The sequence below is a fragment of the Jiangella rhizosphaerae genome, assembly GCF_003579925.1.
GTDB lineage: Bacteria > Actinomycetota > Actinomycetes > Jiangellales > Jiangellaceae > Jiangella > Jiangella rhizosphaerae.
In genome coordinates this window covers 14,850-32,422 of sequence record NZ_QUAL01000023.1, presented here as the reverse complement: position 1 = coordinate 32,422, position 17,573 = coordinate 14,850, and the positions used below count along the sequence as shown (strand labels likewise).

Below are 17,573 nucleotides of genomic sequence, written 5' to 3'. Positions count from 1 at the left end.
CGCCCACACCGCGAGGTGGGCGCCCGCCGAGTGCCCCACGTGCACGACCCGGTTCGCATCGACCCGGGCCGTGCCGCCGGCGGTCGCGTCCGCCACGAGCGCCGGGACCGTGTCGAGCGCCGTCGCGGCGTCGTCGAACGTGGCCGGCCAGCCGCCGCCCGCCCCGGCCCGCCGGTACTCGATCGCCGCGACGGCGTACCCGGCGGCCGCGAGCCCGGCGCACTGCGGGCGGGCGTGCCGGCGGTCGTACTCCGCCCGCCAGAACCCGCCGTGCACGACCACGACGAGCGGCGCCATCGGCCCCGCCTTGCCCGCCGGCAGCCACACGTCGGCCACCTGGTCGGGCAGCTCGCCGTACGTCACCGTCAGCGACGGCGGGGGAGCGGCTCGGGTCAGCACCTCCCGCGGATCACGCACGCGGCGCCGTCCCGGTCAGGTCGCGGCGCATGACCCAGCGCGGCCGCCCGGCGCTGGTCGCGTCGGTGGCGGCCAGCCGGGTGAAGCCGGCCCGCTCGAACATGCCCGTCGTCCCGACGTAGGCCAGCGACGTGCTGAGCCGCGCGCCGCCGGTCTCGACCGGGTAGCCCTCCACCGCGGGCGCCCCGTGCGCGGCGGCGAACGCGACGGCCTCGTGCAGCAGCTCCTCCGCCAGTCCACGCCGCCGGTAGCCCGTACGCACCACGAAGCACACGACCGACCAGACGGGCAGGTCGTCGACCGGCCGAATGGTGGTCGAGCGCGCCAGCCGGTGCATCGCCGCCCGCGGCCCGACGTTGCACCACCCGGCCGGCTCGCCGTCGACGTAGGCGATGAGGCCCGGCGGCACCGTCCCGGCGACCAGCTCGTGCAGCCGGTCCTCGCGGCCGGGGCCGGGCAGGCGGCCGAACTCGCCCGACGGCAGCCGCCAGGCCAGGCACCAGCACGCGTCGCCGCCCTCGTCGCGGGGTGCGAGCAGCACGCGAAGATCGTCCCAGCGCTGCGCCGTGACCGGATGGATCCGCACGTCGGCGGCGACGTCTGCAGGCATACCGGCAGTCTGGCGCATGCCACCGACATCGGCAGCGCGTTAGGCTTGCGGTGGACCTTTGCAGCTGCCCACGACCTCGAGGACTCCAGCCGACGTGTTCGCCACGCTCACCGACCGCCTGACCGCGACCTTCAAGAACCTGCGCGGCAAGGGTCGTCTCTCCGACGCCGACATCGACGCCACCGCCCGCGAGATCCGCGTCGCGCTGCTCGAGGCCGACGTCGCGCTGCCGGTCGTCAAGGACTTCATCGCGGCGGTCCGCGAGCGCGCCCGGGGTGAGGAGGTCTCGCAGGCGCTCAACCCCGCCCAGCAGATGATCAAGATCGTCAACGACGAGCTGGTCCGCATCCTGGGCGGCGAGACGCGCCGGCTGCGCTTCGCCAAGCAGCCGCCGACGGTCATCATGCTCGCGGGTCTGCAGGGTGCGGGTAAGACGACGCTCGCGGGCAAGCTCGCCCTTTGGCTGAAGAACCAGGGCAAGCAGCCGCTGCTCGTCGCCGCCGACCTTCAGCGTCCCAACGCCGTCACGCAGCTGCAGGTGGTCGGCGAGCGGGCCGGCGTCGCCGTCTGGGCGCCCGAGCCGGGCAACGGCGTGGGCGACCCGGTCGCCGTCGCCAGGTCCGGCATCGAGCACGCCACCAGCAGGCTCCACGACGTCGTCGTCGTCGACACCGCCGGCCGGCTGGGCGTCGACGAAGAGCTGATGAAGCAGGCCGCGGACATCCGCGACGCCGTGAAGCCCGACGAGACGCTGTTCGTCGTCGACGCCATGATCGGCCAGGACGCCGTCACCACCGCTCTGGCGTTCCAGGACGGCGTCGGGTTCGACGGCGTCGTGCTCACCAAGCTCGACGGCGACGCCCGCGGTGGTGCCGCGCTCTCCGTCGCGTCGGTCACGGGCAAGCCGGTGATGTTCGCGTCGGCGGGCGAGAAGCTCACCGACTTCGACGTCTTCCACCCCGAGCGCATGGCCTCGCGCATCCTCGACCTCGGCGACATGCTCACGCTCATCGAGCAGGCGCAGAAGGCGTTCGACGCCGAGCAGGCCGAAGAGATGGCCCGCAAGCTGCAGGCCAAGGGCGGCAAGGACTTCACCTTCGACGACTTCCTGCAGCAGATGCAGGCCATCAAGAAGATGGGCTCGTTCAAGAGCCTGCTCGGCATGCTCCCCGGCGCCGGCCAGATGCGCGAGGCCCTCGAGGCGTTCGACGAGCGCGAGCTCGACCGCGTCCAGGCCATCGTCCACTCCATGACGCCGGCCGAGCGGCAGAACCCGAAGATCATCAACGGCTCGCGCCGCGCCCGCATCGCGAAGGGCTCCGGCCGGCAGGTCAGCGAGGTCAACCAGCTCATCGAGCGGTTCTTCATGGCCCGCGAGATGATGAGCCAGGCCGCGCGGGGCAAGCTCGGCGGCCTCGGCAACCTGCCCGGCATGCCCGGCATGGCCGGCGGCATCCCCGGCCTGCCCGGCATGGGGGGCAAGAAGAGCAAGGGCAAGCAGCCCAAGCAGGGCAAGAAGGGCAAGCGCGGCGCGCGGTCGGGCAACCCGGCCAAGCGCGCGGCCCAGCTGGCCGCCGCCGACGAGCGGCGCTCGGCCGAGCCGCAGCCCGGCCAGGTGCCCTCGGCGTTCGGCGGCGCCGCACCCGACGGCGACGGGAACTTCGAGCTGCCCGACGACATCGCCGAGTTCCTCAAGCGGCGGTGAGCGGTCCGGTCGCCCTGCACCTGCGGGGCGTGGTCCTGCCCGAGGCCGAGCACCGCGACCTCTGGGTGCGCGACGGCGCCGTCACCTACGACCCCGTCCCCGGTGCGGAGACGGTCGGGACCGGCTGGATCCTGCCGGGCCTCGTCGACCTCCACTGCCACGTCGGCCTCGCCGCCGACGGCGCCGTCCCCGACGACGTCGCCGAGGAGCAGGCGCTCACCGACCGCGACACCGGCGTCCTCCTCATCCGCGACGCCGGCTCGCCCGCCGACACCCGCTGGATCGACGCGCGGCCCGACCTGCCCCGCATCGTCCGCGCCGGCCGGCACATCGCCCGCACCAAGCGCTATCTGCGCAACTTCGGCTGGGAGATCGAGCCCGACGAGCTCGTCGCCTACGTCGAGCAGGAGGCCCGGCGCGGTGACGGGTGGGTGAAACTCGTGGGCGACTGGATCGACCGCGAGAAGGGCGACCTCTCGCCCTGCTGGCCACGGTGGGCGCTCGACGCCGCCATCGCGCGGGCCCACGAGCTGGGCGCCCGCGTGACGGCGCACGTCTTCGGCGAGGACGCGCTGCCCGATCTGCTCGGCGCCGGCATCGACGGCATCGAGCACGGCACGGGCCTGTCCTCCGACCTCCTGACGGCGATGGCGTCGCGGGGCGTGTCGCTGGTGCCGACTCTGGTGAACATCGCCAACTTCCCGAAGTTCGCCGCCCAGGGCGAGGCGAAGTTCCCCGCGTATGCCTCCCACATGCGATCGTTGCACTCGCGGCGCTATGAGAACGTGCGCGACGCCTTCGACGCCGGTGTCCCCGTGTTCGCCGGCACCGACGCCGGGGGACAGCTGCCGCACGGGCTGATCGCGCGCGAGGTCCTGGAGTTCGTCGCCGCCGGCATTCCTGCGGAGCCCGCCGTGGCGGCGGCCTCCTGGAAGGCGCGGTCGTACCTGCTGGGCGGGAGCGGGTTGCTCGACGAGGGCGCGACGGCGGACCTGTGCGTGTACGCCGAGGATCCGCGGGTCGCGCCGGAGACGCTGCTCGAGCCGGTCCGCATCGTCCTTCGAGGTCGCGTCGTTCGTTGAGCGTTGGTGGTTCCTCGGCCTCCTGCTGTTCGAGTGTCGATNTTGAGCGTTGGTGGTTCCTCGGCCTCCTGCTGTTCGAGTGTCGATGGCGCGGCGGCGCGCCTCGAGCGGACTGGTGGGCGCTTCGCGCCGGCGATGACCGCTTGACCCGCGCCGCCGCGCCCTCGGGGGGACAGCATCAGGCGGCCGAGGAAGAAGTGGCCCGGGCGTTCAGGTCTGCGGGCTGGTCGCTGTTCGCTGGCCGGTTGCGGTGGGCACCCTCGGGGCGACCGACTCCGCTGATGGTGGCGGGTCCGCTGGCCGCCGTCTGGCCGCTCGTGGTTCGGCGACCGACTCCGCTGATGGTGGCGGGTCCGCTGGCCGCCGTCTGGCCGCTCGTGGTTCGGCGACCGACTCCGCTGTTGGCGGGCGGGTCCGCTGGCCGCCGTCTGGCCGTTCGTGGTTCGGCGACCGACTCCGCTGTTGGTTAGCGTGCGCTGGCCGCTGGCGGGTATCTGCCGTGCCTGCCTGCGTTGCGTGGACCTTCGCCGGCCGTTGATCATGGCGAAACGCGGCTTCCCGGCGCGCCGGAACCCGCTTTTCTCCATGATCATCGGCGATCACTGGTGCTATGACGCCAGCGATCGCCGATGATCATGGGCGCGGGCGATGGTGAGCGCTTTCCGGCGGGTGGGGTGGGCCGTCATGAGGTTCTCTCGACCGTCGACACGATTGCAGGCGTAGTACGACACGGGTTTTCGTCGTGAACGTGATCATCTCGGGGCCGGAGGAGGCCAGCGAGCCCGTCACCACAACGGAGCCGGTCGCCGAACCATCAGCGACCTCAAGAGGGAACACCACCTACGGCCGGTGAGCGGCCGGCGGAGCTGAAGAACAGCGGGTCTTGGGGCCGGCCAACGCCGACAGCATCCCGACGCCGAATCTCAAGACTCCTTGCTCAACACCGCTTGCTAAAGGATGCTTTAGCAAGCTACCTTTAGCTCATGGTCACCAAGGAGCAGAAGGTCACCGACCCGCAGTCGATGCGAGCGCTCGCCCACCCGCTGCGTCTCCAGCTCATGGACCTGCTGGGTCTCGAGCCCGAGCTCACCGCCACCGAGTGCGCCGAGCGCACCGGCGAGAGCGTCGCCAGTTGCTCGTTCCACCTGCGCATGCTCGCCAAGTACGGCTACGTCGAGCCGGGGGAGCCGCGTGGGCGGGAGAAGCCGTGGCGTCTGGCCAGCCGCAGCCGCACCGTCGGGCCCGACGTCGAGAACCCCGAGTCGGTCCGGGAGGCGTCGGCGTTCGCGCGGGTCATCGTCGAGCGCGAGGCCGATCGGCTGCTCCGCACCCTCGGCCGGGCCGCGGAGCTCGGGCCCGACTGGTTGCAGTCCATGGTGATCAACACGTCCGGGTTCTGGATGACCCGCGACGAGCTCACCGAGATGATCGCGCGGCTCGGCGAGTTCCACGACGAGCTCTCCCAGCGTTTCGCCGATCGCCGCGACGACCCCGCCGCCAGGCCCGACGGCGCGCGCGTCGTGCACTTCCTCGGCGCCCTGGCGCCCGATCCTGACATCGCCGCGCACACCACCGGCCGCCCCGACCAGCAGTAGGAGACCGCCATGTTCGTCGACCCCAGCGTCCACTACGACCCGCACGCCGAGCGCCGAGCAGCAGCCGCCCACCAGCGCACCCGCCGCGCCCTGACCCGCGCCGCGCGCCTGCAGCGCTGGGCCGACCGGTCCGCGCGGCTGGCCGCCGTCCTCGACCGCCGTGCCAAGGCGGCGGGCGACCCGCGGGCCACCGTCCACCGGCTGATCACCGCGGCCTGAGCTGGTGCCGTCCGCGCTGGCGCACCGGCCGTTCCGCCGGCTCACCGTCGCCTGGACGTTCAGCAACTTCGGCGACAGCGCGCTCTACCTCACCGTCGCGATCTGGGCCAAGGATCTGACCGGCAGCAACGCCGCCGCCGCCTGGTCTTCCTGGCGCTCGGCCTGCCGGTGTTCCTGGCGCCCCTGGCCGGCCAGCTGGCCGACCGCCTCTCGCGCAAGCGCCTCGTGGCCGCCGTCAACGTCGTCGCGACGGCCGGGGTGCTGGCGCTGCTCGCCGTCGGCGACGCCGCCGACCTGTGGCTGATCTACCTGGTCACGTTCGGGTACGGCAGGGGTTCCGCCGCGAGCTGACCGACGGGTTCCGCCACCTGCGCGCCACGCCGCAGCTGGCCGACCTGATCCGGCTGGTGAGCATCGCGGTCGCCGTCACCGGCTTCGCCAACTCGACGACGTTCGCGGTGGTCGACGGGCTGGGCCTGCCCAGCGAGTTCTTCGGCGTCATCGCCAGCATCCGGGGCGGCGGGTCGATCGTCGGCGGGTTTGACGGTGTCGCTGCTGATCAGGCGGACGGGCGAGCGGACGGCGGTGGGCGTCGGCCTGGCGGTCCTGGGTCTGGCGATGGCCACGGCGCTGGTGCCGTCGCCCGTCGTCGTCTCCGTCGGCGCGGCCGTGCTGGGGCTGGGCGTGTGGGCGGCCGTCACGATCCTGACCTGCGCGATCGTCCTGCTCGCCCGCAGGGCCGCGGCGCCGGAGCCCGTCGCCGTCGAGGAGCCGGCCGAGCAGGCGGCGTAGGAAGTTGGGTCCGGGCGGCGCCATCTGGCACAATGTCCTGCTGAACCGGCGATCGTGCGGCCCTCTCACCCTCGAGCACCGGATCCATCGAACCGTCGTGACCGGTGCCCCACTCAGGTGACGACGGCTCACCCGTGCGTGAACATCCAAGGAGACTCCACCCCAGTGGCTGTCAAGATCAAGCTCAAGCGGATGGGCAAGATCCGCTCGCCGCACTACCGCATCGTCGTGGCCGACTCGCGCACCAAGCGCGACGGCCGGGCCATCGAGGAGATCGGCCTGTACAACCCCAAGCTCGAGCCGAGCCTCATCCAGGTCGACTCCGAGCGCGCGCAGTACTGGCTGGGCGTCGGCGCGCAGCCGACCGAGCCCGTGCTCGCGATCCTCAAGGTCACGGGCGACTGGCAGAAGCACAAGGGCCTTCCGGGCGCCGAGGGCACGCTGAAGGTCGCCGAGCCGAAGCCCGAGAAGCGCGCCGCGTTCGACGCCGCGCTGGCCGAGGTCCACGGCGAGCCGAAGTCCGACGCCACCACGCCGAAGAAGAAGCCGGCCAAGAAGGCCGCCGCCAAGAAGGACGAGGCCAAGGCCGACGCGCCCAAGGCCGACGAGGCGAAGGCCGAGGACGCCAAGGCTGAGGCGCCGGCTGAGGAGCCGAAGGCCGACACCACGGCCGACGAGGCGCCCGCCGCCGAGGCCAAGGCCGACGACGCGCCGGCCGCCGAGGCGAGCACGGACGAGTCCTGATGCTGGCCGAGGCGCTGGAGCACCTGGTCGCCGGAGTGGTCGACCACCCCGACGACGTCAGCGTGCGCACGCGTCAGCTCCGCCGCGGCCGGCTGCTCGAGGTCCGGGTGCACCCCGACGACCTCGGCAAGGTCATCGGCCGCGGCGGCCGCACGGCCACGTCGTTCCGCACCGTCGTCGCGGCGCTGTCCGACAGCGGCGTCCGCATCGACTTCGTCGACGTCGACGGGCGCTGACCGCACGGTGATCGTCACCGTCGGGCGCATCGGGCGCGCGCACGGCATCCGCGGCGAGGTCACCGTCGAGGTGCGCACCGACACGCCCGACGAGCGGTTCGCCGACGGCGCCGTCCTCGCCACCGACCCCGTCCGGCGGGGCCCGCTCACGGTTCGCGGGTCCCGCTGGCACAGCGGGCGGCTGCTGGTCGCGTTCGACGGTGTCGCCGACCGCACCGCCGCCGAAGGGCTGCGCGGCACCCTGCTGCTGGCGGAGATCCCCGACGACGCCACCACCGGCGACCCCGACGAGTTCTTCGACCACCAGCTGGTCGGCCTCACCGTCGTCGGGGTCGACGGCGCCGAGCTGGGCGTCGTCCGCGAGATCATCCACGCACCCAGCCAGGACATCCTGTCCGTCGAGCGCACGGGCGGCGGCGAGGCGCTGGTGCCGTTCGTCACCGAGATCGTGCCGGAGGTCGACGTCGCCGAGTCGCGGCTGGTCGTCGACCCGCCGCTGGGGTTGTTCGATGAGGATTGACGTCGTCACGATCTTCCCCGACTACCTCTCGCCGCTCGACCTGTCGCTGGTCGGCAAGGCGCGCGAGGCCGGCGTCCTCGATCTGCGCGTCCACGATCTCCGCGACTGGGCCACCGACCGGCACCGCACCGTCGACGACACCCCGTACGGCGGCGGCGCCGGCATGGTCATGAAGCCCGACGTCTGGGGCGCGGCCCTCGACGATGTCGTCGGGTCCGGCGCCGACGGCCGCATGCCGCGCCTGCTGGTGCCGACACCGTCCGGCCGGCCGTTCACCCAGGACCTCGCGCACGAGCTGGCCGCCGAGCCCTGGCTGGTGTTCGCCTGCGGCCGGTACGAGGGCATCGACGCGCGCCTGGTCGAGGACGCGGCCACGCGGATGCCCGTCACCGAGCTGTCGCTGGGCGACTACGTCCTCAACGGCGGCGAGGTCGCCGCGCTCGTCGTCGTCGAGGCGGTCGCCCGGCTGCTGCCCGGCGTCGTCGGGAACCCTGAGTCGCTGGTCGAGGAGTCGCACGGCGCCGACGGGCTGCTCGAGTACCCCGTCTACACCAAGCCGCCGACGTGGCGCGGGCTGGACGTCCCCGAGGTGCTGCTCTCCGGCCACCACGGCAACGTCGCGCGGTGGCGGCGCGACCAGGCGCTGCGGCGCACCGCCGAGCGCCGTCCGGACCTCGTCGCCCGCCTCGACCCCGCGACGCTCGACGCCCGCGACCGCGAGGTGCTCGACGAGGCCGGGTTTCCGGTTCCGCCGCCGTCTGTGGCAGACTGATCCGCTGGTACCCGGCTCGCGACGCCCCTGCCACAGGGGGAGCGCCGACGCGAAGGCCGGGCCTGTGCAGTAGACCCTGACAGCACCCTGAATCCGGGGGCGACCTGTGGCGCCCGCGAGAGAGCGAACACGATCATGCACCTGCTCGACTCCGTCGACTCCGCGCAGCTGCGCGACGACATCCCGGCCTTCCGCGCGGGCGACAACCTCAAGGTCCACGTCCGCGTCGTCGAGGGCAACCGCTCCCGCATCCAGGTCTTCCAGGGCGTCGTCATCCGCCGCCAGGGTTCGGGCATCCGCGAGACGTTCACCGTCCGCAAGGTGAGCTTCGGCGTGGGCGTCGAGCGCACGTTCCCGGTGCACACCCCGGTCATCGAGAAGATCGAGCTCGTCACCCGCGGCGACGTCCGCCGGGCGAAGCTCTACTACCTGCGCAACCTGCGCGGCAAGGCCGCCAAGATCCGCGAGAAGCGCGAGACGGCCTGACGCTCCCTCACGGGGAACCCGGTGGCATGGCACGGCACCGCCACCGGGTAGCGTGCCGGAGGCACGTATTGTTGCTCACGTGCCACCGGAAGCGTTCGACTCTTCGCCGGGCTCGCCCCGGAAACCCCAGGGAGATGCCGTGACCGAGGAGAGCCTGCCTCGGGAAGGCGACGGGAGCCCGCGTCGCGGTGGCGACGGCACCGAGACCGCCGGCGGCGGCTCTCGGACCGGGCTGGCCGCCTTCTTCAAAGAGACCGCCATCGTGGTGGCGCTCTCCCTGCTCATCGCCACGGTCGTCCGCATCTTCCTGGTGCAGGCCTTCCTCATCCCGTCCGGGTCGATGGAAGACACCCTGCTCGTGGGCGACCGCGTGCTCGTGTCGAAGATCAGCCTGCAGTTCGGCGACATCCACCGCGGCGACGTCGTCGTGTTCGAGGACCCCGACCGCTGGCTCGGCGACCAAGCGCCCTCCGGCGGCTCCGGCGTCGGCGGCGCCATCAAGGACGTCTTCGAGTTCGTCGGCGTGCTGCCCGACGACGCCGAGGAACACCTGATCAAGCGGGTCATCGGCGTCGGCGGCGACACCGTGGCCTGCTGCGACGACGCCGGGCACATCACCGTCAACGGCACGCCCGTCGACGAGTCCGCCTACCTCTATCCGGGCGACTCCCCGTCGCTCAACGAGTTCGAGCGCACCGTCCCCGAGGGCGAGCTGTTCGTCATGGGCGACCACCGCTCCAACTCCGGCGACTCCCGCATCCACGGGACGTTCTCCGAGGACCTCGTCGTGGGGCGGGCGTTCGCCATCGCGTGGCCGTTCTCCCGCTGGGGCGGGCTCAGCAGCGACGGCGCGTTCGACAACGTCCCCGAACCCTGATCCGCCATGCCCACACTCGCCCGACGGCGCATCCTGGTCCGGCGCGATGCCGGCTTGTACGCCTACGAACGGACGCTGGCCCGCTCCGGGTTCGCGCCGGTCGCGGGCGCCGACGAGGCCGGACGCGGCGCATGCGCCGGGCCGCTGGTGGTCGGGGCGGCCGTGCTGGCGCCGGGCAAGCGCGGTGAGATCCCGGGGCTCGCCGACTCCAAGCTGCTCACGCCGGCGGCCCGCGAACGCGCCTACGACCAGGTCGTCGCCCGCGCCGTCGCGTGGTCCGTCATCATCGTCCCGCCCGACGAGGTCGACCGCGTCGGGCTGCACCGCAGCAACATCATCGCCATGCGCCGCGCCCTCGCCCGCCTCGACCCCGCGCCGTCGTACGTGCTGACCGACGGCTTCCCGGTCACCGGTCTGGGCGTGCCGGGCCTGGCCATGTGGAAGGGCGACCAAGTCGCCGCCTGCATCGCCGCGGCGTCCGTCATCGCCAAGGTCACCCGCGACCGCATCATGTGTGAGCTGCACGAACAGTGGCCGCACTACGGGTTCGACGCGCACAAGGGCTACGTGACCGAGGAGCATCAGCAGGCGCTGTCGGTGTACGGGCCGAGCCCGGTTCACCGTCGGTCCTACGCCAACGTCGCGCGCGTGGTATCCCTTGGAGACGAAGGCTGGAAAGGGGAACCCGACCTATGAGTGCTGAGGATCTCGAGAAGTACGAGACCGAGATGGAGCTCTCGCTCTATCGCGAGTACCGCGACGTGGTCGGCCTGTTCTCGTACGTGGTCGAGACCGAGCGGCGGTTCTACCTCACCAACAACGTCGACTTCCAGGTACGCGGCGAAGGCAGCGACGTGTACTTCGAGGTCACCATGAGCGACGCCTGGGTGTGGGACATGTATCGCCCGGCGCGCTTCGTCAAGAACGTCAAGGTCGTCACGTTCAAGGACGTCAACGTCGAGGAGCTCGCCAAGAGCGACCTGGAGATCCCCAAGTCCTGACGTCCCCGCGGGGCGCGGGTCGTATCGCCGTGAGCGCGCGGCTCGAGTGCGAGGCCCGCAACCCAGAGCGAAGAGCACCCGGTAGCGACCACGGACGTGAGGCGCCGGGTCGCGGCTCGAGGGACACCCGGCACTTATCGCCGTGACAGGCTCACACCCCGCTGCCGGGACCGGTCATGGTCGCAGGGGTGGTGACGTGAGCGCCAACTGTTGGCGCTGGTGACAACACTGCCCGGGCCCTCCTGGCCGCCCTCGGCCCAGGTGTCCGGCGACCCGTGCCCATCAGCCCGGGCCTGTCCTGGCCCGGCTCGCATCCACAGGCCTCATCGATTTCCGCCGTTGTCCACATTTCGCGGTTTCGCGCTCGAACCGGCGGCCCGTTCCGGCGAGGCTCGTGGCGGGAGGTGAGGCCGGTGCGAGTCAAGGACAGTGTCGGCACCTACGGCGAACAGGTCGCCGTAGAGCATCTGGAGCGGGCCGGGTTCGTCGTGCTCGAGCGCAACTGGCGCTGCGACATCGGCGAGATCGACATCGTCGCGCTCGACGGCGCCACGGTCGTGGTGTGCGAGGTGAAGACCCGCAGCGGCCTCGGGTACGGCTCCGGCCTCGAGGCCGTGACGCCGCAGAAGCTGGCCAGGCTGCACCGGCTGGCGCGTCGTTGGCGCGACGAGGCCGGCCGCGCGGCCGCCGGTCTGCGGGCCGCCGACCTGCGGGTCGACGTCATCGCGGTGCACCGGCGCCGCCATGCCGAACCACAGGTCGTTCACGTGCGGGGTGCGCAATGACCCGGCTCGCGCGCTGCCGCAGCGTGGCGATCGTCGGCGTGCGAGGCACGGTGGTCGACATCGAGGTGCACATCGGCGGCATGCCGGGGTTCTCGCTGGTCGGGCTGCCCGACGCGTCGCTGTACGAGTCGCGCGACCGCGTCCGCGCCGCCGTCATGTCCAGTCGTGAGTCCTGGCCGCTGCAGCGCATCACCGTGAGCTTGTCGCCGGCGGCGCTGCCCAAACGCGGCAGCCACTTCGACCTCGGCGTCGCGGTCGCCATCCTGGCGGCGGCTGAGGAGGTGCCGTTGGCCAGTCTCGACGGCGTGCTGTTCCTCGGCGAGCTGGCGCTGGACGGGCGGCTGCGCCCCATCCGCGGGGTGCTGCCCGCCGTCCTGGCCGGGGAGCGTGCGGGCCTGACCCGCGCCGTCGTCCCCGAGACCAACGCCGCCGAGGCGCGGCTGATCCCCGGCATTCGAGTGTTCGGCGCCCGGTCGCTGCGGCAGGTGCTGGCGTTCCTCCGCGGCACCGAGATCCCCGACGAGGCCCGCGACGAGCTCGACGGCACGGCCGACGTGCTGGTGCCGGCCGCCGACGACAGGCTCGATCTCGCCGACGTCGCCGGCCAGCCGGAGGCGAGACGTGCGGTCGAGATCGCCGCCGCGGGGCATCACCACCTGTTGCTCAGCGGCACGCCGGGCTCCGGCAAGACGATGCTGGCCCGGCGGCTGCCGTCGCTACTACCCGACCTGTCGGTCGACGAGTCGCTCGAGGTCACGTCCATCCATTCGATCGCCGGCGCGCTGCCGCCCGGCCGGCCGCTGATCGTCCGGCCGCCGTTCGTCGACCCCCACCACACCTCGTCGATCGTCTCGATCGTCGGCGGCGGGTCGCGGGTGCCGCTGCCGGGTGCCGCCAGCCTGGCGCATCGCGGCATCCTCTTCCTGGACGAGGCGCCGGAGTTCCAGCCGCGCGTCCTCGACTCGCTGCGGCAGCCACTCGAGAGCGGCACCCTCACCCTCGCCCGCTCCGAGGCCGCGTCGGTGTTCCCGGCCCGGTTCCTGCTGGTGATGGCGCAGAACCCGTGCCCGTGCGGCTACTTCGGCAGCCCGATCCGCGAGTGCACGTGCAAGCCCGATGCCGTGCGCCGGTACGGCCACCGGCTGTCCGGCCCGGTACGCGACCGCGTCGACATCCACGTCGGCGTCGACGCACCGACCATGGCCGAGCTCGACGCCGACGCCGAGCCGAGCAAGGTGGTCGCCGACCGCGTCGCCGAGGCCCGGGCCCGTCAGGAGCGGCGGCTGCGAGGCACGCCGTGGCGGTGCAACGGCGAGCTTCCCGGGCCCTTCCTGCGCCGCGAGCTGAAGCTGCCGGCCGCCGTCACGGCACCGGCGTACGAGGCGGTCCGGAAGGGCAGCCTCACGCTGCGCGGGGTCGACCGCGTGCTGCGGGTCGCGTGGACGGTGGCCGACCTCGCCGGCCGCGACCGCCCGACCGCCGACGACGTCAGGTTCGCCGTCGACCTGCGCCAGGGAGGGACCACGTGAGCGCGGAGCGCATGAGAGTGGCCGCGTCGTCGGCCGAACGTGCCGCCCGGGCCGCGCTGTCCGCCGTCACCGAACCCGGCGACGACCGCATCGCCCTGCGCATGCGCGACGCCGGAGCCGAGGCGACCTGGCGGGCCATCTGCCGCGGCGACGACGCCCTCGACAAGTCCCGCGTGCTGCGGCGGCGGGCCGAACACGTCGACGGCGCGGAGGTGCTGGAGCGGGCGGAGCGGCTCGGCATCCGGTATCTGTGCCCCGGCGAGCCGGGCTGGCCGGCGCCGCTCGACGACATGGCGGCGACGCTCGACTTCGGTGAGAGGGTTCCGCCGCCGCTGGGGCTGTGGCTGCGCGGCGAGGGCGACCTCGCGACGCTGGCGGAGTGGGCGGTCGCCGTCGTCGGGTCGCGCAACTGCTCCCGCTACGGCGAGCGGGTCGCGTCGGACCTGGCGACCGATCTGGCCCTGGCCGGCCGGACCGTCGTCTCGGGCGCCGCGTTCGGCATCGACGCCGCCGCGCACCGGGGCGCCCTGGGCGTCGGTGGCCCGACGGTTGCGGTGCTCGCCTGCGGCGTCGACGTGCCCTACCCCGCCAGCCACGCCCAGCTGCTGGAACGCATCGCGGCCGACGGCCTGATCGTCAGCGAGGTGCCGCCCGGCAGCCGGCCGATGCGCGCGTGGTTCCTCGCCCGCAACCGCATCATCGCCGCCTTGAGCGCCGGAACCGTCATCGTCGAGGCGGCGCCGCGATCCGGTGCACTCAGCACGGCGACGTGGACCCAGAAGCTCAGCCGCGAGACGCTCGTCGTGCCCGGACCGATCACCTCGGCACTCTCGGGCGGCTGCCACAAGCTCGTCCGCGACGGCGCCGGCACGCTGGTCACCGGCAGCGCCGACGTGCTGGAGGCCATCGACCGGCTCGGCGCCCACGCGCCCCCCGACCCCGAGGTGGAGGCTCGGCCCATCGACGCCCTGCCGCCGACCCACTCGATGGTCCGCGAGCGGATGCGGGCCGGTGCGCTCGAGACGGTCGGCGGCCTCGCGCAGCGGACCGGGCTGACCGACGACGCGGTCGAGACGGCGCTGGGCGAGCTGGCGGCCGACGGCTGGGTCACCCGCGACAACGGCGGCTGGCGCCTCGGTTCGACGATCAGTCCAGCGGAAACCCACACATGACCTGGTTGGAAGGGGTAAGCATGGACGCAACCGGTGCCAAGGCCGACCGCGAGGTCGCAGGCCGCGGCGCGTCCCACAAGGGAACGGAAACGAGGCGCCACGCCGATCGGGCGGCGCCGACAGGAGAGGGGAACCGCTCATGGGCTCTGTCGCACGCATCACGAACATCAGCGCGCGGTCTGAGACAAGCTTCGACGACGCCGTCCGGGTGGGCATCGCACGGGCCAACCAGACGCTCCGCAACGTCTCCGGCGCGTGGGTCAAGGACCAGAAGGTCGAGATCCGCGACGGCGAGATCGTCGCCTACCAGGTGGCCATGGAGGTCACCTTCGTCCTCGACGACTGACGGTCGCGACCCGCCGCCTCCGCGTGGCGGCACGCGGAGGCGGCGCCGCCGGGCGATCCTGGAGGCAGGTGGAGGGCCGTGCATACCGGCGACGACTGGGGGCTGAGGGCTCTCACGAGTCGCCGGTCCGGGCGCCGTGCGGCGACCGGAGCGACGGAGTCCCTGTGCACGGCCCGAGACGAGGAGTGTCGATGGACGCCGACGAGGATCTGCCCGAGGCGCTGGCTGGCGCCGTCGCGGAGTTCGCCCGGCACCTGGCGGCCGAGCGCAACCGGTCCGAGCACACCGTCCGCGCCTACACCGGTGACGTCGCCTCGCTGATGACGCATCTGGCGCGGCTCGGTCGCACCCGGGTCGGTCAGCTCGACCTCGCCGCGCTGCGCAGCTGGCTGGCCGGCCAGAGCACGCGCGGCCGTTCCCGCGCGACGCTGGCCCGTCGTGCGTCGGCGGCGCGGGTCTTCACGGCCTGGGCCCACCGCACCGGGCTGCTGCCCGAGGACGTCGGCGCCGTGCTCGCCACGCCGAAGACGCGCCGGGCGCTGCCCGAGGTGCTGCGGGCAGGTGAGGCCGCCACGCTGATGGACGCCGCCGCCGACGACGCCTCGGACGGCGACCCGGTCAACCTGCGCGACCATGCCTTGCTGGAGTTGCTGTACGCGACCGGCATCCGGGTCGGCGAGCTGGTGAGCCTGGACGTCGACGACCTCGACGACGGGCGGCGGGTCGTCCGCGTCCTCGGCAAGGGCCGCAAGGAGCGGACCGTGCCCTACGGCGTGCCGGCGGCGGAAGCGCTGGACGCGTGGCTGCGCACCGGTCGTCCGGCGCTGGCCACGCCCGCGGCCGGCCCGGCGCTGTTCGTCGGGGTCCGCGGCCGGCGGCTCGATCAGCGGACCGCCCGCACGGTCGTGCACAACCGGCTGCGTGCGGTGCCCGGCGCACCCGACCTCGGCCCGCACGGACTCCGCCACACCGCGGCGACGCACCTGCTCGAAGGCGGCGCCGACCTGCGCAGCGTCCAGGAGCTGCTCGGCCACGCCTCGCTCGGCACGACGCAGATCTACACCCACGTCTCGGTCGAGCGGTTGCGCAAGGCCTACCAGCAGGCGCACCCCCGCGCCTGAGGCGCCATCGCCGCTGCCCGCACCTCCTCGCCGAGCACCCGGTCGGTCCCGGACCAGGTCCCTACCGTGCGGCAGTGGGCCCTCCATGGCTGTCGCCGGGCCGAGTCAGCAGGCCAGACCGCGGGCCTGTACCGGGTCGGCGTGCCGGGCGAGGTCGGTGAGGATCTCGTCGAGGCGGTCGAGGTGCGCGCGGATCCAGGGCAACCGCGTGGGGTCGTCGGACGCGAGGGCGGCGTAGCGCTGCACGTCGGTGTCGCCGTAGAGGAGGCTCGTCGCCAGGCGCAGCCGCAGCGCGTCGCGGCCGCCCTCGAAGTCGGCCGCGGGCAGTCCGCCGAGGCCGTACGCGTCCAGCAGGTGGGCCGCCAGCTGCCGGCCGGTGGTGATGCCGTGCTCACGCTGGAGGTAGCCGCTCCAGCCGCCGAAGTCCGGGTAGAGATAGAAGCCGGCCCTCGGAGTTGGCAGGACGGCGCCCGCGCGCCGCAGCCGGTCCGCGACTGCCCGGACCACGGCTCCGTGCAGGCGACGGCTGCGCTCGACCCGCTCGGTCAGCTCCTCGGGCTCGCCGAACGCGTACGCGGCGGCGTACTGGACCGGCGCCGCCGGGCTGGACCACACCTCGCTCGCGACGCCCAGCACGTCCGCCAGCAGCGACCGGCCGAGCGGGCTGTCGGGCAGCCGCATGACCCCGAGCCGCCAGCCGCACAGGGCCAGGCTCTTCGACAGCCCGGTGGTGACGATCGTCCGTTCCGGCGCGAACTCGGCCGGGCTGTGCACGAACGTGCCGGGATCGTGGACGAGGTCGCGGTAGATCTCGTTGGAGACGATGGCGAGGTCCAGCTGGCGAGCCACCTGGGCGATCTGCTCGATGGTGCTGCGCGACGGGACGTCCCCGGTCGGGTTGTCCGGCGTCGTGACGACGATGCTGCGGACCGTGCGGCCGGCCGCCCGGGCCGCCAGCACGGCGTCGGCGACGAGGTCGGGCCGCGGCACGCCGCCCTGACCTGGCGCCGTCGGGACGTGGATGGGGCGGTGACCCGTCAGCCGCGCCTGCGTCCGGTAGCTCACCCAGCCCGGCGACGGCGCGACGACGTCGCCGTCGAGAGCGAGCAGCAGCCCGTACAGCAATGGCTTGCTCCCGGGACCGGCCACCACCAGGTCGGGGTCGGTCGGCAGACCGCGACGCGCCCAGTAGCCGGCCGCCGCCTCGCGCAGCTCCGCCGTCCCCGCCACCGGCCCGTACGCGTTCCGGCTGCTCCCGATGGCCAGCGCCTCGCGCAGCGCCGGGTGCACCGGCAGGCCCGCCTCGCCGAACGCGAGCGGCAGGACCGGCAGGCCGTGGCGCCGCTTCTCGGCGAGCCCCAGGGCCGGCCGCGAGGTCGTCGACGGCGGTGCGTCCCGCAACGGAAGGGAGACCACGGATTCGCTTCGGTCGAAGGTCGGGGACACGGGGACGGACATGGCGGACGTCAGCTCCGGACGCGGGCGGTCGAGGGACACAGGCGTGCCCCGAAGATCAATGGATCGCTCCAGCGTGCCCAGTCGTGATCCACGGCACAACCGGTTC

Annotated in this window: 22 protein-coding genes; 19 read left to right on the top strand and 3 right to left on the bottom strand. The window is 73.1% G+C overall.

Going from position 1 to position 17,573, the window contains the following annotated elements:
- Together DY240_RS02885 and DY240_RS02880 are read right to left on the bottom strand one after the other, a co-directional pair.
- Positions 1–417: alpha/beta hydrolase (locus DY240_RS02885; RefSeq protein WP_158602714.1), on the bottom strand; the 417-nt coding region annotated here is incomplete at its 3' end.
- On the bottom strand, positions 410–1,027 hold the full coding sequence (locus DY240_RS02880; RefSeq protein ID WP_119658463.1) for a GNAT family N-acetyltransferase: 618 nt from the start codon (positions 1,025–1,027) through the stop codon (positions 410–412). The genes DY240_RS02885 and DY240_RS02880, both read right to left, overlap by 8 nt.
- Before the next feature lie 94 nt (positions 1,028–1,121).
- Between DY240_RS02880 and ffh the strand changes: the two genes are divergently transcribed.
- The 19 genes from ffh (at position 1,122) to DY240_RS02785 (ending at position 16,009) form a co-directional block, all read left to right on the top strand.
- A complete protein-coding gene (ffh, locus tag DY240_RS02875; RefSeq protein ID WP_119658462.1) occupies positions 1,122–2,732 on the top strand; it encodes a signal recognition particle protein in 1,611 nt (536 codons plus the stop codon).
- Complete coding sequence (locus DY240_RS02870; protein WP_119658461.1) at positions 2,729–3,814, top strand: amidohydrolase family protein; 1,086 nt, start codon at positions 2,729–2,731, stop codon at positions 3,812–3,814. Before ffh ends, DY240_RS02870 begins: the two co-directional genes overlap by 4 nt.
- 983 nt (positions 3,815–4,797) lie before the next feature.
- Positions 4,798–5,409, top strand: coding sequence for an ArsR/SmtB family transcription factor (locus tag DY240_RS32690; protein ID WP_199700675.1), 612 nt, complete (start codon positions 4,798–4,800; stop codon positions 5,407–5,409).
- A 9-nt stretch (positions 5,410–5,418) separates the two neighbouring features.
- On the top strand, positions 5,419–5,628 hold the full coding sequence (locus DY240_RS02860) for a hypothetical protein (protein WP_119658460.1): 210 nt from the start codon (positions 5,419–5,421) through the stop codon (positions 5,626–5,628).
- 168 nt (positions 5,629–5,796) lie between these two features.
- Positions 5,797–5,979 carry a hypothetical protein gene (locus DY240_RS02855; protein ID WP_119658459.1) on the top strand — a complete coding sequence of 61 codons (183 nt, stop codon included), beginning with the start codon at positions 5,797–5,799 and terminating at the stop codon, positions 5,977–5,979.
- A 189-nt stretch (positions 5,980–6,168) separates the two neighbouring features.
- A complete protein-coding gene (locus DY240_RS02850; protein WP_147375179.1) occupies positions 6,169–6,420 on the top strand; it encodes a hypothetical protein in 252 nt (83 codons plus the stop codon).
- Between the two features lie 165 nt (positions 6,421–6,585).
- Positions 6,586–7,164 carry a 30S ribosomal protein S16 gene (gene rpsP, locus DY240_RS02845; protein WP_119658457.1) on the top strand — a complete coding sequence of 193 codons (579 nt, stop codon included), beginning with the start codon at positions 6,586–6,588 and terminating at the stop codon, positions 7,162–7,164.
- Positions 7,164–7,400: an RNA-binding protein gene (locus DY240_RS02840; RefSeq protein ID WP_119658456.1), complete on the top strand. Its 237-nt coding sequence runs from the start codon at positions 7,164–7,166 to the stop codon at positions 7,398–7,400. Before rpsP ends, DY240_RS02840 begins: the two co-directional genes overlap by 1 nt.
- A gap of 7 nt (positions 7,401–7,407) precedes the next feature.
- Entirely contained in the window at positions 7,408–7,920 is a 513-nt protein-coding gene (gene rimM / locus DY240_RS02835; protein ID WP_119658455.1) for a ribosome maturation factor RimM, read from the top strand.
- The gene (trmD, locus tag DY240_RS02830; protein ID WP_119658454.1) at positions 7,910–8,692 is read left to right on the top strand and encodes a tRNA (guanosine(37)-N1)-methyltransferase TrmD; all 783 of its coding nucleotides are present in this window, start codon (positions 7,910–7,912) and stop codon (positions 8,690–8,692) included. The genes rimM and trmD overlap by 11 nt, the downstream gene beginning before the upstream one ends.
- Positions 8,693–8,824: 132 nt before the next feature.
- Complete coding sequence (gene rplS / locus DY240_RS02825) at positions 8,825–9,178, top strand: 50S ribosomal protein L19 (RefSeq protein WP_046772397.1); 354 nt, start codon at positions 8,825–8,827, stop codon at positions 9,176–9,178.
- Between the two features lie 139 nt (positions 9,179–9,317).
- Positions 9,318–10,055: a signal peptidase I gene (gene lepB / locus DY240_RS02820; protein WP_158602713.1), complete on the top strand. Its 738-nt coding sequence runs from the start codon at positions 9,318–9,320 to the stop codon at positions 10,053–10,055.
- 6 nt (positions 10,056–10,061) lie between these two features.
- Positions 10,062–10,751 carry a ribonuclease HII gene (locus DY240_RS02815; protein ID WP_119658452.1) on the top strand — a complete coding sequence of 230 codons (690 nt, stop codon included), beginning with the start codon at positions 10,062–10,064 and terminating at the stop codon, positions 10,749–10,751.
- Positions 10,748–11,056: a DUF2469 domain-containing protein gene (locus DY240_RS02810; protein WP_119658451.1), complete on the top strand. Its 309-nt coding sequence runs from the start codon at positions 10,748–10,750 to the stop codon at positions 11,054–11,056. Before DY240_RS02815 ends, DY240_RS02810 begins: the two co-directional genes overlap by 4 nt.
- A gap of 413 nt (positions 11,057–11,469) precedes the next feature.
- Positions 11,470–11,841 carry a YraN family protein gene (locus tag DY240_RS02805; RefSeq protein ID WP_119658450.1) on the top strand — a complete coding sequence of 124 codons (372 nt, stop codon included), beginning with the start codon at positions 11,470–11,472 and terminating at the stop codon, positions 11,839–11,841.
- Positions 11,838–13,370 carry a YifB family Mg chelatase-like AAA ATPase gene (locus DY240_RS02800; RefSeq protein WP_119658449.1) on the top strand — a complete coding sequence of 511 codons (1,533 nt, stop codon included), beginning with the start codon at positions 11,838–11,840 and terminating at the stop codon, positions 13,368–13,370. The genes DY240_RS02805 and DY240_RS02800 overlap by 4 nt, the downstream gene beginning before the upstream one ends.
- On the top strand, positions 13,367–14,542 hold the full coding sequence (gene dprA, locus DY240_RS02795; RefSeq protein WP_199700673.1) for a DNA-processing protein DprA: 1,176 nt from the start codon (positions 13,367–13,369) through the stop codon (positions 14,540–14,542). Before DY240_RS02800 ends, dprA begins: the two co-directional genes overlap by 4 nt.
- Positions 14,543–14,681: 139 nt before the next feature.
- Positions 14,682–14,888, top strand: a complete 207-nt coding sequence (locus DY240_RS02790) for a dodecin family protein (RefSeq protein WP_119658448.1) — start codon at positions 14,682–14,684, stop codon at positions 14,886–14,888.
- Between the two features lie 191 nt (positions 14,889–15,079).
- Positions 15,080–16,009 (top strand): tyrosine recombinase XerC, encoded by a 930-nt coding sequence (locus tag DY240_RS02785; protein WP_119658447.1) that lies wholly within the window; start codon positions 15,080–15,082, stop codon positions 16,007–16,009.
- A gap of 105 nt (positions 16,010–16,114) precedes the next feature.
- Here the strand turns inward: DY240_RS02785 and DY240_RS02780 are convergent, their stop codons facing one another.
- Entirely contained in the window at positions 16,115–17,410 is a 1,296-nt protein-coding gene (locus DY240_RS02780; RefSeq protein ID WP_199700670.1) for a pyridoxal phosphate-dependent aminotransferase, read from the bottom strand.
- Positions 17,411–17,573 lie beyond the last annotated feature (163 nt).

What these genes read in the sequence shown, in the direction of transcription:
- DY240_RS02810 (WP_119658451.1), top strand. Translation starts at nt 10,748, where the DNA reads ATGAGTGCTGAGGATCTCGAGAAGTACGAGACCGAGATGGAGCTCTCG.
- DY240_RS02860 (WP_119658460.1), top strand. Translation starts at nt 5,419, where the DNA reads ATGTTCGTCGACCCCAGCGTCCACTACGACCCGCACGCCGAGCGCCGA.
- DY240_RS02880 (WP_119658463.1), bottom strand. Translation starts at nt 1,027, where the DNA reads ATGCCTGCAGACGTCGCCGCCGACGTGCGGATCCATCCGGTCACGGCG.
- DY240_RS02840 (WP_119658456.1), top strand. Translation starts at nt 7,164, where the DNA reads ATGCTGGCCGAGGCGCTGGAGCACCTGGTCGCCGGAGTGGTCGACCAC.
- DY240_RS02815 (WP_119658452.1), top strand. Translation starts at nt 10,062, where the DNA reads ATGCCCACACTCGCCCGACGGCGCATCCTGGTCCGGCGCGATGCCGGC.
- DY240_RS02790 (WP_119658448.1), top strand. Translation starts at nt 14,682, where the DNA reads ATGGGCTCTGTCGCACGCATCACGAACATCAGCGCGCGGTCTGAGACA.
- DY240_RS32690 (WP_199700675.1), top strand. Translation starts at nt 4,798, where the DNA reads ATGGTCACCAAGGAGCAGAAGGTCACCGACCCGCAGTCGATGCGAGCG.
- DY240_RS02785 (WP_119658447.1), top strand. Translation starts at nt 15,080, where the DNA reads ATGGACGCCGACGAGGATCTGCCCGAGGCGCTGGCTGGCGCCGTCGCG.
- trmD (WP_119658454.1), top strand. Translation starts at nt 7,910, where the DNA reads ATGAGGATTGACGTCGTCACGATCTTCCCCGACTACCTCTCGCCGCTC.
- DY240_RS02800 (WP_119658449.1), top strand. Translation starts at nt 11,838, where the DNA reads ATGACCCGGCTCGCGCGCTGCCGCAGCGTGGCGATCGTCGGCGTGCGA.